The sequence below is a fragment of the Mesorhizobium sp. M0217 genome (assembly GCF_040321955.1).
In the GTDB taxonomy this organism is placed as follows: domain Bacteria; phylum Pseudomonadota; class Alphaproteobacteria; order Rhizobiales; family Rhizobiaceae; genus Mesorhizobium.
The window spans coordinates 1-13,483 of record NZ_JAMYSN010000005.1 but is presented as its reverse complement, the minus strand read 5'-3'; the positions used below and the strand labels follow the sequence as shown (position 1 = coordinate 13,483).

Sequence of the window (13,483 nt, the reverse complement as noted above, 5' to 3'; positions counted from 1 at the left end):
CTCAGTTGCCGATCGTTGCCACGAGCAGAGCCTTGATCGTGTGCATCCGATTTTCGGCCTGATCGAAGACGACCGACGCGGCCGACTCGAACACCTCGTCGGTGACCTCCATGCAGTCCATGCCGTATTCCTTCGCTACGAAGGCGCCGATCTCGGTCTCGGTGTCGTGAAATGCCGGCAGGCAATGCATGAATTTGACGTGGGGGTTGCGGGCGGCGGCCATCACTTCGCTCGTAACCCGGTAGGGCGTCAAAAGGCGGATACGTTCGGTCCAGCCGGATTTGTCCTCGCCCATCGACATCCAGACATCAGTGTAGATGAAATCAGCCTCCTGGACGCACCCCGTCACGTCCTCGTCGAGTCGGAAGCGGCCACCGCTGCGCTCCGCCAGGTCGCGGACATGAGCGCAGAATTCCTCATCCGGCCAGAGTTCCTTTGGCGAGGCGATGCGCATGTCGATGCCGACCTTCGCTGCCCCCAACGCCAGCGACCGTGCGACATTGTCCCGGCCCTCGCCAACAAAGGTGACGGTCATGTCCGAAAGATGCTTGTGCGTGAATTCACGCATGGTCATGAGGTCGGCGAGGATCTGCGTCGGATGCGCCTCGTCGGTGAGGCCGTTGTAGACCGGCACGCCGGCATATGTAGCCAGCACTTCGGCCTGGTGCTGGCCAAAGCCGCGAAACTCGATCGCGTCATACATGCGGCCGAGGACGCGAGCGGTGTCCTTCATGGATTCCTTGTGGCCGATATGGCTGCCGGTAGGGCCAAAGTAGGTTACGTGAGCGCCCTGGTCATAGGCCGCCACTTCGAACCCCGTCCGTGTGCGTGTCGAATCCTTCTCGAAGATCAGAGCGATGTTCTTTCTGACAAGACCCGGGATCTCGTGTCCGGCCAGCTTGGCCGCCTTGAGGTCTGCGGCCAGCTTGAGAAGAAAGCGGATTTCTTCGGCGGTGAGGTCATCGAGGGTCAGGACGGAGCGGCCGTGAAGATTGATCGACATCGTATTTCCTTTCGGGTCAAATCGGGTCGCGGGCAATCGGGCAGGTCATGCAGTGACCGCCGCCGCGGCCGCGACTAAGCTCGGCGCCTTCGACCGTGATCACTTCAATTCCGGCACGGCGCAGAAGCGTGTTGGTGTAGACGTTGCGGTCGTAGCCGATGACTACGCCGGGCTCGATTGCCACGACATTGTTGCCGTCATCCCATTGCTCGCGCTCGGTCTCGTAGCGGTCGCCGCCGGTGGCGATGATCCGCAGCGAATTCAGGCCAAGGGCTTCGGCAACCACCGTCGTGAACGGTTTCGTCTCATCGGTGACCTCGACTGCCGCCGCTCCATCGCCCGGCCGCAGCGAGAAGGTACGCAGCCGGTCAACCACCGGCGGATACAATGTGACAAGGTCGCGATCGCAGAAGGTGAATACGGTATCGAGATGCATAAAGCTGCGGTCCCGTGGCATTAGCGCGGCAATCACACGCGTCGCTTCACCCGCCGCGAACAGGCTGCGCGCAAGGCCGCCGACGGCTTGCGGGGTGGTGCGCTCCCCCATACCGACGAGAACCGTTCCACCCCCGATCGGCATGACGTCGCCGCCTTCCAGGCTGGTGCCGGTTCCCAAGTCTGGCGACACGAATGGAATGCCACTGTCGCGAAAGTGGGGATGGAAACGATAGACGGCTTCGACATTGGCAGCTTCCGGACGTCTGGCCGGCCAGTACATGGAATTGACCGACACCGACCCGTAGATCCAGCAGGAACTGTCGCGGGTGAAAAGCTGGTTCGGTAGCGGCGGCAGCACGAAATCCTGGGGGGCGAGCGTCCTTCCCGTCAGGCCTTTGGGTTCGAAAGAAAGCTCGGCGCGGGCAATGCCCCCGACAAGGTAAGATGACAATTGCTCTGACGGCATCTCGTTGAGCCATCCGCGCAGCTCGTCGACCATGTCAAGCCCGACGACGCCGGGATGAACCCGGCGGTCGAGAAGCCAGTCGCGGGCTTTGGTCAGGCTCATCGTCTGAGCCAGGAGTTCCCCGAAGGAATGCACCAACACACCGCGTTCGCGCAACGCATCGACGAAGACATCGTGTTCCTGGCGGGCCCGCTTGACCCACAACACGTCGTCGAAGAGCAGCGCCTTGCAATTTTCCGGTGTCAGCCTGCGCAGGCTGAGATCGGGACGATGAACCATCACTTCACGCAGACGGCCAACTTCGGAGTGAACACCCAGGCTTGTCATCGTGCCGACCCCTTCACAGCGCGCTGACAGCGCCGGTCCACATCTCGTAGACGGCGAGGAGGGCGACTGCGACCAGGGCTGCGGCGAGAGCTGCTTCAACAGGATGGAACACGCGTTGATTGGTTTCCCGGCGAGCCCAAATGTAGAAAATGATGCCGGGCGCATAGAGGATCGCACACATGAACAGGTATGCAGGGCCCGCAGCGTAGACGAGCCACAGCCCGTAGACCGTTGCCAGCAACCCAGCAAATAGCGGACCGACGCGCTGCTCGCCACTCGCGTAGCTCTCTCCCATCAGCGCGAGCTTGGCCGCGTAAGCGCCGGAAAAGATGTAAGGAACCAGGATTGCGGCCGACGCGATGTAGAACAGCGCCTGGTACGTGCTCTGCGCGAAAAGGGTGATCACCAGGAAGGCTTGCACGAGCAGGTTGGTGATCAGAAGCGAGATCGACGGCACGCCGCGGTCGCTTTCGCGGCCGAAGAATTTTGGCATCGTCCCGTCCTTGGCGGCGACATGCGGTATTTCGGCGGCGAGCAGTGTCCAGCTCAGGAAGGCGCCGATCACGGACACGACCAGCGCGATGTTGATCAGGATGGCGCCCCAAGGGCCGACAATCGCCTCCAGGACACCGGCCATCGATGGGTTCTTCAACGCAGCGAGTTCGGGTTGGTTCAGGATGCCAAGCGACAGCAGCGACACCAGGGCGTAGAGCGCGAGACAAGTGAAGAAGCCGAGAACGGTCGCCGTGGCGATGTCCTTGCGGCGCTCGGCGCGACCGGAAAAGACGCTGGCTCCTTCGATGCCGATGAAGACCCACAGGGTCACCAGCATCGTGCTTTTCACCTGCGCGGTGATCGAGCCGAGACTGGCGTTGCCGAGACCGGTGAAGTCGAGAGACCAGACCTGAAGTTTGAAGGCGACGGCAACAACCCCGACGAACAGCACGATCGGAGCGATCTTCGCCACCGTCACAATGAGGTTGATGATCGCCGCTTGCCGGATGCCGGCGAGAACCAGCATGTGGATCAGCCACAGCAGGATCGACGCGCCGAGCACCGCCTGCCAGGTGTTTCCATCGCCGAAGGCGGGAAAGAAATAGGACAGGGCGCTGAACACGATCACAGCGTAGGAAACGTTGCCGACCCAGGCGCTGATCCAGTAACCCCAGGCGCTGTTGAAACCGATGAAGGGGCCGAAGCCGGCCTTGGCGTAGGCGTAGGGCCCGGCGTCGAGCTCCGGCTTGCGGGTGGCAAGCGACTGATAGACGAAGACCAGCGCCAGCATGCCAACCGCAGTGATGGCCCAGCCAATCAGGATGGCGAGAGGACCGGCACCGGCTGCCATGTTCTGCGGCAGGCTGAACACGCCGGAGCCGACCATGGAACCGATGACCAATGCGGTCAGGGAACCCAGTCGAAGTTTCGTTGGCGCCGCTGTCGCGACTTTCGGAACAGGGATGTTGAAATCAGCCGTAGTCATGATGCTCTCCCAGATTGAGGCTCTGATGGGAGGCAATGAATAGGAAGAACGAGCCGGCAGCTTTGATGCGGGTCAAATGAAAGTTTGATTTCCAAAGGTGAAGTTGAGGGTCCACGCATGAGTGACATCCCAGCGATGTCCTACGAATTGCTCTGGGAAGAGCGGGAACTAATATCGGTAGAAACCTGACGCGCCACGACGCGGAAGAGTTCTTTCCCGTTGCGAAGAGTGCGCGGGCTCGCACTCATACCAAAGCCTATCCGCTGGAACAGGCAAATCGGGCGTTGGACGATCTGAGGCAAGGGAGATTGAGCGGCGCGGCTGTCCTGGTACCGTGATTGACAATCTACGAGGATTATCTGGCCGGTTCTCCCACCGTCCATGAAAGATCGTGATGTACCTTGCCGATCCCGGCAAGCCGCTTCCGTATATGTTTAGTCCGAAAATCGGGTGGATGAAGATAAGCTGGCGACATGGCGATGTATCAGAACTCGGCCCGGCAAGTCAGGCACGCCGACCGTCGATCTAGGCTGGAAAATACCTCCTTGTCTCTAACGTGACAGGTCACTACGCGCGGGCATGTGGACGGAGTTCACGGTCGATCCATAAGTCCGTGAAACACGCAGCGCTTCGGGTGAAGGTCCATCGCATCTTGGTCGCCGTTTGTATCCGCTGTCAGCGTGTTGTCAGCTTGGCTGTTCTAGCCGGGTGCGGCGACCGGGAATGATTCCAAAAACAGCGCTCACGGGGTCGCCGCGAGCGATCAGGAGCATTTAGACATGAAGCCTTTCAAGACCGGACTGGTCCTCGTTCTATTAACAGCCTCGGCACCCGCCTTCGCCAACACGACCGTGAACGTCAAGCTATGGGACAAGGAAGGGGTGGTGAACGCCGATGCAAAAATGGGCATGGGCATGCCGGCCAACATGAGCATGGCAACCATGAGGGTCAAGCTGGACAAGACCTTCGTACCCGCAGGCAAGGTGACCTTTCAAGTCCAGAATACCTCCAAGGATACAGTCCACGAGATGATCGTCGTGCCGATCGCCGATGCCAAGAAGACAACCCTGCCATATGTGCCGAATGAAAATCGTGTCAACGAGGATGCGGCGGGCCATCTTGGCGAGGTTTCCGAACTTGATCCGGGCAAGACCGGATCTCTGACGCTCGACCTCAAGCCCGGCAGCTATGCCGTCTTTTGCAATATTCCGGGCCACTTTATGAACGGAATGTGGGCGACAATCCTGGTCAAGTAAGGCGCGCCTTGATGAGACGCCCGTCGCGCCAAGGTGTGGCGGGTTTCTCATTTCGCATGCGTATCCCCGCGTCATCCAAAACTCGCGCGATTTCCGGTTGGCGGCCGCATAAGCTCTGGCTTGTTTGTGGCTCCGGCAAAAGATGCCTTTGAACCGCTGTCCCGGCTTCTGGGTTACCAGCTAAAGCCCACGCTCACCAAGCGTGCGCATTTGTCCGATCCATTTCGCACGGGTCGCATCGTTGCCGCCAGCGACCATGCCGAACAAGGTCTCGTGCACAGGACTGATGCCGACAAAACGCAGAATGCTTCGTTTCATGCCCGCGATGCCGTGTCCGAGGAACCATAGCCGGTAAACAACGGAAGGCATGCCCATCGTAACCACGACGCGCGCAGAACGGCCGCGAAGCAGCGTCTTGGTGAATCCACCGCCCTTGTCCGGGTAGGCAAAAGCCGTTCCCGGCCGCATCACCTGTTCCAGGAATGCCTTGAGCATGGCCGGCATGGTTCCGAGCCATAGCGGGAAGACAAAGACAATGTGCTCGGCCCAAACGATCGATTGGGCGGCGTCCTTGAGGCTGTCGGGCACAGCACCGTGCTCAAACTCCTGCATCGTGCGTAGCATCGGAAAGTCGAGTGCTGCCAGATCGACCCGTCGGACGGCGTGCCCCGCCCTTTCCGCGCCCTCGGCATAGGCGTTGGCAAGACCGCGGCAGAGCCGGTCGGGGGATGGGTCGGGATGGCCGACCACAATCAGGATGCGTCGTGACATGGTCTTCTCCCAGGGAGCTTGGCGTTGCTGTCAGGGCCGCTCGACCCTTGCTACCTGGTAGGTGTGCATGGCGCCGTTGCGCTCGATCGACACATATTCACCGGTCACGAACCGTTCGTCGCCGAGATGGAAGCCGATTTCGTCATCGCGGTCGCCTTCCGCGTAGTCGAAATACCACTGTCCGCCGGGCTTGCGCCTCAGCCGGCCGATCAGATCCTGCTCGCCAGTGCGAAACCGGCGAACACGGCAGGAGGCGCTGTGCGATTTCCACTCTTCCGCATCGATCCGCCCTTCGCCGGTCAATGGAGCCAGCACGTCATAGCCCTCCTCGCGGTTCCCTTCCGGATGGCCTTTCTCGCGCGCGAGCAACAGCCGGACATGGCGGAATTTCGGGGTGAGATCTTTTTGATTGGTCATTGCGAACTCCTTTTCATGGAGTCCCATAGAACGGTGTCAGGGCCTGGCCATTGATCCGCATCAAAGATGGATCGAGAACAACGCTTCTATCCAGGAGCAAGCAACAAAAGGGCGCAGATACCAAGGGTGACGGCGATGAGAGTTGCGACGGCCATTGGCAACCAGAACCTGACCGGCCCGGCAAATACCGCAAGCGACAGGCGACCAATGGCGTTTGCCGCCAGTGCCGCGAGCACGGCCTGGCCCACGGTCTCGACGGAGACGGAATGCTTGACCAGGCGCAGCGCGCCAAGCACCGAAACATCGGCATCGAATGCGCCGGCCAGCGCCGAGCTCGCCAGCAAACCGCGCCCACCGAATTGAGCGGCCAGCCCCGCACTCGCGGTCGCGACGATGGCGAAGAGCAAGGCGAAGAGCAGCAACGGGCCCAGTTCGAATGGATTGCGCGCGATCGCGCTGCCTTCACCGTTCCCGCTGTCGCGAGACAGCAGCAACGCGCCGCAGACAGCGAAGGCGAGCGCCGCGGCAATCGCCGGAATGGCGACCGATGCGAGCACGCTTGGCTCGACGATCAGAACCACGGCGCATACGCGGAGCACTGAAACCATTGCAGCCAGGGATGCCGCCCCGGCGAGCGGTAGCGGATTGCTTGCCGATGCGGCATTGCGGGCAAGCGCCAAGGTCACCGCTGTGGAAGAGACGATTGCACCGGTGAGCGAACTGACCAGCAGACCACGCGTGTTGCCCAGTATGCGAACAGCCACGTAGCCGGCGAACGAAATCGAGGCCATCAGCACCGTCAGGAACCAGACCTCCCAGGGATTGAAACCGCCCCATGGGTCCATTGTCCGGTTTGGCAGCAGGGGCAAGATGATTGCCGTCATCACCGCCAGGATCAGCGCCGAGCGCAGTTCGACCCATGTCAGGCGCTTCAGAAGGCCGTGCAGGACTTCTCGGCTGGCCAGGATTGCCGCCAGTGCCGCCCCACCGGCAGCGGCAGCCCGATAATCGCCGGCGACCGAAAGCGCACCAAGCGCAAAAACGCCAAGGCCAGCGATCACGCTGGTGACGCTGAAATCCTCGTCATGGGCAGCCTCACGCGCCTTGTACCAAGCGAAGATTGCCGCAAAGGCGATGAAACCGCCGACCAGTACGGATACTGCGCCGAGTGCGTTGGCGAGTGCGGCGAGCACGCCGCCAAGCAGGCCGGATATGCCGAATGTCCGGATGCCGGCTGTGCGAGTGCGAGCGGGTGCATCCCGCTCCTGCCAGCCACGCTCCAAGCCGACAAGCAGACCTATTGCGAGGGCAAGTCCGAGCCGGGCGATGAGCGGATCCATTGGCCGGCGACGTTCAGGCGGCAACCGTCGGCAGGCGGTCGCGAACCCACCTGACGATCTGGCCTGCCGTCATTGCGCCGGATGTGCGCGCAATCTCGCGTCCGCCATGAAAGAGGATCATGGTCGGGATGGCTCGAATGCCAAACTTCGCCGCAACGGCCTGCTCATTGTCGGAATTGAGTTTGATCAGGCGGACATGCGGCTCAAGTTCATTTGCTGCCGCCTCATAAGCCGGAGCCATCATCTTGCAGGGGCCGCACCATGGTGCCCAGACGTCGACGACAACTGGAAGGCTGCTGCGCCCGATCTGATTATCGAAGATCGCGGCATCGACATCTTCGGGATGTCCCGAAAAAAGCCTGTTCCCGCACTTTCCGCATTTCGCCTCCATGGCATTGCGGCCTAGTGGCAGGCGGTTGACCCCACCGCATTTGCTGCAAACCACCAGATTCTGCTGTGCCATGGCAATTCACCGATCAACTGTTCGTCCACTATGCGCGCCACCGATGGCCATCGCCAAGGCTGCGCAGCGCGTTCAGGATGACCGCCACGTCAATCCCTTCCTGCAGCAGCGCTCCGGCAACCGGGGTAATCTGCCCCATGGCCGCCGCGATCATTGCCAGCCCCGACAGCGCCAGCCCGGCAATGATGCTTTGCAAGGCGATCGATCGCGTTCGCCGTGCAATCCGAACTGCATCGGCGACCGGCTGCAGCCTGTCGGTCAGTACGATGACGTCAGCCGCCTCGGAGGAGGCGGTCGCACCACGTGCGCCCATGGCAATACCGACCGTTGCGGCCGCAAGGGCAGGGGCATCGTTGATGCCGTCGCCGACCATCATCGTCGGTGCCACGGACTTCTCGGCTTCGACCGTCGCGACCTTATCGGCAGGGGTCGCATCGGCGACTATGGCGTCGAGGTTGAGCAACGCGGAAATGCGCTTGGCAGCCACGGCGTCGTCACCTGTGAGCATGATCATGCGCCCAATGCCAGCGGAGCGCAGCTTGCCGAGTGCATCACGCGCATCAACACGCAGGGCGTCGCCCAACGTGAAAACACCGGCAAGCCGTCCGCCTAGTGCTACAAAAACCCTGAGCACCGGCTCTTCCCGGTATTTCTCCTCGCCGCTTTTCGCCCAGCCGGGCAGCGGCTTGTCGGCGAGCACGAGATCCCGCGACCCCGCGGTGACCGAGATGTTGTCGACCCGGCCCTTCAGGCCCGCACCGCGACGCTCGTGGACATCACGCGGATGCGAAAGCGTCAACTGCTTGCCACGCGCCGCCCGGATAATTGAGTCGGCGAGCACATGGTGCGAGGCCTGTTCCAAAGACGCGAGTAGCCGCAGCAGATTGTCGGGGTCGCGACCGGTCGCCACTTCGATTTCGATGAGCTCAGCTCCGCCGATGGTCAAGGTCCCCGTCTTGTCGAAGATTGCGGTCCGGACTTGTGCAAGCGCCTCCAGAGCCGCGCTGCCTTTCATCAGAACGCAGCTGCGGGCCGCCCGTGACACGCCGCCGATGAAGGCAACGGGCGCAGCAAGGATAAGCGGACAGGGCGTCGCGACGACCAGCACGGCCAATGCTCTAATCGGATCGCCAGACATGTACCAGGCGCCACCGGAGACAAGCAGAGTCGCTGGCAATAGGAGCAGCGCGAAGCGGTCGGCCATGCGGATGAAAGGCGCTTTCACGGTCTGCGCTGCAGCAACCATGCGAACGATCGCTGCGTAGGTGCTCTGCTCGGACTGAGCAGAGGCCCGCATCCTGAAGGTCTCGCCCGCATTGATGGTGCCGCTGCGGAGCATATCGCCCGCTGTCCGCCTTTCCGGCAGCGGTTCTCCGCTCACGGCGGACTCGTCGAGAGAGGCCGAATCATCAAGCAGGATGCCATCGACGGGAAGCAGTTCGCCGGCCCGAACCAATAGCTCGTCGCCCACGGCAACGTCTTCAACGGAGATGGTCTCGGTCTCCAGCTTTGACGTTCGATGGGCGACACGCGGTGACCGGTCGGTCAAGGCCTTGAGGTTGCGTTCCGCGCGGCCGCGGGCAAAATCCTCAAGCACCGTGCCGCCGGCATACATGATTGCCACCACCACGGCCGCCAGGGGTTGTCCGAGCAGAAGCGCGGCGGACATCGATACCAAGGCAATCGCATCGACGCCGAAGCGGCCGATCCAGAAATCACGCAAAATGGAAATCGCGAGAGCTGCCACCACGGGCAAGGTGGCCACCGTCCAGATCATGTCGGCTTCAAAGGGGCCGAGCCTGGTTCGCCAGACCCCTAAACCAATGGCGAGGCCCAGGATGGCGATGACCAGCAATGTGCGTCGTAGAGTAGACTCGTTCATCCGATGTCTTCCGATCTGGTCGATGCTCGCCAATTTTAGCCACCGCCGACCGGCGCGTCGAACTCGGGCAACAGCTAATCGCGAGAACTGGAGAACGCTTTGATTCAGCGCAATGAACGCCCCAACCCCTCTCGCTTACGCTTCAGCATCAACTGAACCTTCACTCGAACTGAGGAGTTGCTGCTGTGACTTTCAAGACGCTGCTTACGGTTACCGGACCGAACCAGGGGGAGGGCGATCTGAAGCTCGCCGCTGACTTGTGCGAACAAATCGGTGCCCATCTCTCCGTGCTCGTTCTCGAGCTGGCCGCACCGCCCTCGGGTGTTGAATATGGTGCTGTCGTCTCACCGGCCTGGCTGGAGGAGCGTCAGGCCGAGATCAAGAGGCTCAAGAAGAGAATTTCCGACGTCGCTGGCTTTCTCTCCAAAACCGGGGTATCGGCTGATCTGAGCGACGACTATCCCGACACGGGATGGGCGGACGATGTTGTTGGCAGACGTGCCCGCTACGCCGATCTGACCATTCTGGGACCAGATCTGCTGGCAAGCCATGCGCTGAAGGACAAAGTCATCGAGGGCACGCTGTTCTCGTCGGGGAAGCCCATTCTGCTCTTTCCCGATGGCTCGCGCCCGACCCTTAAACCAAAACGCATCCTGGTCGCTTGGGACGCCCGCCTTGAGTCATCGCGCGCCGTCCGCGAGTCGCTCGATATGTTGAAGGGCGCCGAAGAGGTTCACCTCGCTATGGTCGACCCGATCGAGGACGAGTTCCATCACGGTGCGGAGCCGGGGGCAGATGCCGCTGCCTATCTCGCCCGGCATGGCGTGAAGGTTACTGTCGAACGACTGCCGAGCGCGAACCATTCGGTCGCCGACGTGCTTCGCCAGCGTGCCGGCGACATGGCTGCCGAGCTCCTGGTCATGGGCGCCTATGGACACTCCCGGCTGCGCGAGCGGATTTTTGGCGGGGTGACTAAGTCGATGCTTGAGAGCTCGTCAGTGCCTGTGTTGATGGCGCGATAGCAGTTCAACAGGAGAAAAGCCGGCGCAGATTGCGCCGGCCCTTTGCATTCTCGCAAGATCCGATGGGACGACTACTCGCTCGCTTCCCGGCCGGACACCTGTTCGACTAGGATCCGGAAGAAGACGTGCGGTGCTCTGTCGGCTGTGGGAGGAGTGACGGGCTTGAGTGCACCAGGTTCCCACCAGTCGGTATGCTTGCTCAACAACGACCAGGCATGGTCCCGCTCAAGCTTGTGGCCGATGTGGTCAGGCAGTTCTTCGTACCGGCCATCGGCAACCACGCTTCTCCATCCTCGGCCCTGGCCATGTTCGTCGACCTGGAGGGACACCAGCGGATTGACTCGCATCCATTCGATCTTCTTGCCCGGCATGGAAAACGCATAAAGATGAGCATCCGAATGGGCGTAGTAGAGGGGCACGACATAAGGCTGCCTGTCCTTCGCGCATGCCAGGCGGCCAACGCGATTGGCCGTCAGAATCTTGGTGCATTCCAAGGCAGAAAGTGTTCGGACCAGCATGAGGTGATCTCCTATGTCTCTGGGTTGTTCCGTGGCATTGATTTCGTGGCGACTTTCGAACCGGCTGCGTGTTGCGCACTGAGTTGTTGCCTGTCGGTTTGCGACCGGACAGCCTCGCCCATGGCAGCGACGACATCACCGTCCGAGAGCTGAGGAAACCGGATGTAATGGTAGCTCAGGGCACGGAACTGTCCTGGTTGACTTAGGCAAACCACACGATCCGCTTCGCGTGCCAGTTCAGCGACCGTCTCTTGCGGCGAAACAGGAACTGCCACGATGATTTCCCTCGGTGACCGGCGCTTGATGGCGCGGATCGCGATTTTCATGGTTGTACCCGTCGCGGCCCCGTCATCGACGATGATCGCGGTCTTTCCCGCGATCGAGATCGGTTTGGTCTTCCCTCGATAGGCAGCGCGCCGGCGTTCGAGTTCTGGACGCTCATTTGCAATCAACACGCGTAGCTCGCCTCGATCGAGCGCATAGGCCTCGACGATCTCCCGGTTCAACACGACCTCCCCGGGGTCGCCATCGACGATTGCTGCAACAGCCAGCTCGGGATTACCTGGGGCGCCGACCTTGCAGACGATAAGCAGATCAAGAGGAGCGTTGAGGATCTTTGCCACTTCCACAGCGACAGGCACGCCGCCACGCGGCAAGGCCAGTATGATGGGGTGATGCAATTGAAGCCTGCCGAGCTCCAGGCCGAGCTTCGCTCCAGCGTCTTCGCGGTCGCGAAACATCGGTCAATTCACCGGCCACAGGTTGCGCAGTGACTTCTTCATCGAGTTCCTGACCTGGACGATCTCACCATGCGAAATGTGACGATCGAGGAGCTTGAATACCGCGTTGATGGCGACGTCGAAGTCGATCTCGTCATCGTAGCCAAAACTGTTCCTGACGCTGAGAATAAAGTCGCGCTTCGTGCGTTCACACGCAGGCGCAGATGGCTTCCAGCCTTCGAAGTAGATGCCACGAACCAGAACAGGCAGCTGCGCTGACAGATCAGCCATCTCCGCTTGAGACAACCAGTCGCGCACCGAGTGCAGAACGCATCGCAGGAGGCGGCAGGAGCTCGGTTCGCTCCAGGAGAGATCGCCGGCAAGCTCCCTGACCCATTGCTGGGCTTGCTGGGCAGCGTGCGTGAAGTCAGCGAAGGATGTGTGAGAATTATGGCCCATGATGAAGCTCCTCAGCAATTTGAAGCTCATTGTGAGGCATCGAGACGCTCTCAGCATTGAGCGGGATCAAATAGCTGAAAGCTGGACTGGCTAGGCATCGGTTTCCCGGCCGGCGGCTTCAGCCGCCCGACTTCGGCACCAGCAGCGGCACAATCCGGTCGCTCTTGGCGACAGTGGGCCGTCCGGCGGAGCCGTAGGGAATGCCCAGCGCATCCCATGTCTCGACCAGCGCGTCCTGAAGTCCCGCAATCAGCGCATCGGTATGGAACGGCGTCGGCGTGATGCGCAGCCGCTCGGTGCCGCGCGGCACGGTCGGATAGTTGATCGGCTGGATGTAGATGCCGTGCACGCCGAGCAGACGGTCGCTGGCCATCTTGCAGAGTTCGGGGTCACCGACCAGCACTGGCACGATGTGCGTCGGCGATTCCATCACCGGCAGGCCAGCTGCAGACAGAACCTCCTTGGTCCGCGACGCCTGGCGCTGTTGCGCATCGCGCTCGGCTTGCGACCGCTTGAGGTGGCGGATGGACGTGGTGGCGGCGGCGGCGATGGCCGGCGGCAGCGCCGTGGTGAAGATGAAGCCCGGAGCATAGGAGCGCACCGCGTCGATGACGGCGCTGTTGCCGGCGATATAGCCGCCCAGCGTGCCGAATGCCTTGGCCAGCGTGCCTTCGATGATGTCGATGCGGTCGGCAAGCCCCTCGCGCTCGGTGATGCCGCCGCCGCGCGGTCCGTACATGCCGACGGCATGGACCTCGTCAATATAGGTCATGGCGTTGTAGCGTTCGGCCAGTTCGACGATCTGCTTGATCGGCGCGATGTCGCCATCCATCGAATAGACGCTCTCGAACACGATCAGCTTGGCGCGTTCGCGGCCCGCCACCTGCAGCAGGCTTTCGAGATGCGCGACGTCGTTGTGGCG

General features: G+C 61.5%; 14 protein-coding genes and 1 pseudogene. 3 read left to right on the top strand and 12 right to left on the bottom strand.

What is annotated here, in order from left to right; all coding sequences use genetic code 11:
* Position 1: 1 nt before the first annotated feature.
* The 3 genes from argF to arcD are packed head-to-tail and all read right to left on the bottom strand — an operon-like array spanning position 2 to position 3,714.
* On the bottom strand, positions 2–1,003 hold the full coding sequence (argF, locus tag NKJ18_RS10950; protein ID WP_352758219.1) for an ornithine carbamoyltransferase: 1,002 nt from the start codon (positions 1,001–1,003) through the stop codon (positions 2–4).
* 16 nt (positions 1,004–1,019) lie between these two features.
* Positions 1,020–2,234 (bottom strand): arginine deiminase, encoded by a 1,215-nt coding sequence (locus tag NKJ18_RS10945; protein ID WP_023829815.1) that lies wholly within the window; start codon positions 2,232–2,234, stop codon positions 1,020–1,022.
* Positions 2,235–2,247: 13 nt separating this feature from the next.
* On the bottom strand, positions 2,248–3,714 hold the full coding sequence (gene arcD / locus NKJ18_RS10940; RefSeq protein WP_352534821.1) for an arginine-ornithine antiporter: 1,467 nt from the start codon (positions 3,712–3,714) through the stop codon (positions 2,248–2,250).
* A 108-nt stretch (positions 3,715–3,822) separates the two neighbouring features.
* On the opposite strand from arcD, the pseudogene NKJ18_RS10935 reads away from it, so the two are divergent.
* A pseudogene (locus NKJ18_RS10935) lies at positions 3,823–4,052 on the top strand (alcohol dehydrogenase); the annotation flags it as partial.
* A gap of 441 nt (positions 4,053–4,493) precedes the next feature.
* Positions 4,494–4,970, top strand: coding sequence for a plastocyanin/azurin family copper-binding protein (locus NKJ18_RS10930; RefSeq protein WP_031203498.1), 477 nt, complete (start codon positions 4,494–4,496; stop codon positions 4,968–4,970).
* Between the two features lie 180 nt (positions 4,971–5,150).
* On the opposite strand, the gene NKJ18_RS10925 is transcribed toward NKJ18_RS10930, so the two are convergent.
* The 5 genes from NKJ18_RS10925 to NKJ18_RS10905 all read right to left on the bottom strand — a co-directional run bounded on the left by NKJ18_RS10925 (position 5,151) and on the right by NKJ18_RS10905 (position 9,843).
* Complete coding sequence (locus tag NKJ18_RS10925; RefSeq protein WP_023829812.1) at positions 5,151–5,741, bottom strand: NAD(P)H-dependent oxidoreductase; 591 nt, start codon at positions 5,739–5,741, stop codon at positions 5,151–5,153.
* A gap of 30 nt (positions 5,742–5,771) precedes the next feature.
* Positions 5,772–6,158, bottom strand: coding sequence for a hypothetical protein (locus NKJ18_RS10920; RefSeq protein ID WP_352519940.1), 387 nt, complete (start codon positions 6,156–6,158; stop codon positions 5,772–5,774).
* Positions 6,159–6,244: 86 nt separating this feature from the next.
* Positions 6,245–7,498 carry an MgtC/SapB family protein gene (locus NKJ18_RS10915; RefSeq protein WP_352758218.1) on the bottom strand — a complete coding sequence of 418 codons (1,254 nt, stop codon included), beginning with the start codon at positions 7,496–7,498 and terminating at the stop codon, positions 6,245–6,247.
* A 13-nt stretch (positions 7,499–7,511) separates the two neighbouring features.
* Positions 7,512–7,961: a thioredoxin TrxC gene (gene trxC / locus NKJ18_RS10910; RefSeq protein WP_352519942.1), complete on the bottom strand. Its 450-nt coding sequence runs from the start codon at positions 7,959–7,961 to the stop codon at positions 7,512–7,514.
* Between the two features lie 28 nt (positions 7,962–7,989).
* A complete protein-coding gene (locus NKJ18_RS10905; RefSeq protein ID WP_352534825.1) occupies positions 7,990–9,843 on the bottom strand; it encodes a heavy metal translocating P-type ATPase in 1,854 nt (617 codons plus the stop codon).
* A gap of 185 nt (positions 9,844–10,028) precedes the next feature.
* Here NKJ18_RS10905 and NKJ18_RS10900 point away from each other — a divergent pair, with 185 nt between their 5' ends.
* A complete protein-coding gene (locus NKJ18_RS10900) occupies positions 10,029–10,865 on the top strand; it encodes a universal stress protein (protein WP_023835095.1) in 837 nt (278 codons plus the stop codon).
* A 71-nt stretch (positions 10,866–10,936) separates the two neighbouring features.
* On the opposite strand, the gene NKJ18_RS10895 is transcribed toward NKJ18_RS10900, so the two are convergent.
* From NKJ18_RS10895 to hemA, 4 genes are all read right to left on the bottom strand, one after another.
* On the bottom strand, positions 10,937–11,383 hold the full coding sequence (locus NKJ18_RS10895; protein ID WP_023835096.1) for a pyridoxamine 5'-phosphate oxidase family protein: 447 nt from the start codon (positions 11,381–11,383) through the stop codon (positions 10,937–10,939).
* Between the two features lie 11 nt (positions 11,384–11,394).
* The gene (locus NKJ18_RS10890) at positions 11,395–12,123 is read right to left on the bottom strand and encodes a phosphoribosyltransferase (protein ID WP_023829805.1); all 729 of its coding nucleotides are present in this window, start codon (positions 12,121–12,123) and stop codon (positions 11,395–11,397) included.
* Positions 12,124–12,126: 3 nt separating this feature from the next.
* On the bottom strand, positions 12,127–12,579 hold the full coding sequence (locus NKJ18_RS10885) for a DUF2267 domain-containing protein (RefSeq protein WP_352758217.1): 453 nt from the start codon (positions 12,577–12,579) through the stop codon (positions 12,127–12,129).
* 100 nt (positions 12,580–12,679) lie between these two features.
* The coding region (gene hemA, locus NKJ18_RS10880; protein WP_352758216.1) for a 5-aminolevulinate synthase at positions 12,680–13,483 on the bottom strand (804 nt) is incomplete at its 5' end.

Bases quoted from the DNA above. Each gene is read 5' to 3' on its own strand.
- argF (WP_352758219.1), bottom strand. From the start codon at position 1,003: ATGTCGATCAATCTTCACGGCCGCTCCGTCCTGACCCTCGATGACCTC.
- NKJ18_RS10945 (WP_023829815.1), bottom strand. From the start codon at position 2,234: ATGACAAGCCTGGGTGTTCACTCCGAAGTTGGCCGTCTGCGTGAAGTG.
- arcD (WP_352534821.1), bottom strand. From the start codon at position 3,714: ATGACTACGGCTGATTTCAACATCCCTGTTCCGAAAGTCGCGACAGCG.
- NKJ18_RS10930 (WP_031203498.1), top strand. From the start codon at position 4,494: ATGAAGCCTTTCAAGACCGGACTGGTCCTCGTTCTATTAACAGCCTCG.
- NKJ18_RS10925 (WP_023829812.1), bottom strand. From the start codon at position 5,741: ATGTCACGACGCATCCTGATTGTGGTCGGCCATCCCGACCCATCCCCC.
- NKJ18_RS10920 (WP_352519940.1), bottom strand. From the start codon at position 6,158: ATGACCAATCAAAAAGATCTCACCCCGAAATTCCGCCATGTCCGGCTG.
- NKJ18_RS10915 (WP_352758218.1), bottom strand. From the start codon at position 7,498: ATGGATCCGCTCATCGCCCGGCTCGGACTTGCCCTCGCAATAGGTCTG.
- trxC (WP_352519942.1), bottom strand. From the start codon at position 7,961: ATGGCACAGCAGAATCTGGTGGTTTGCAGCAAATGCGGTGGGGTCAAC.
- NKJ18_RS10905 (WP_352534825.1), bottom strand. From the start codon at position 9,843: ATGAACGAGTCTACTCTACGACGCACATTGCTGGTCATCGCCATCCTG.
- NKJ18_RS10895 (WP_023835096.1), bottom strand. From the start codon at position 11,383: ATGCTGGTCCGAACACTTTCTGCCTTGGAATGCACCAAGATTCTGACG.
- NKJ18_RS10890 (WP_023829805.1), bottom strand. From the start codon at position 12,123: ATGTTTCGCGACCGCGAAGACGCTGGAGCGAAGCTCGGCCTGGAGCTC.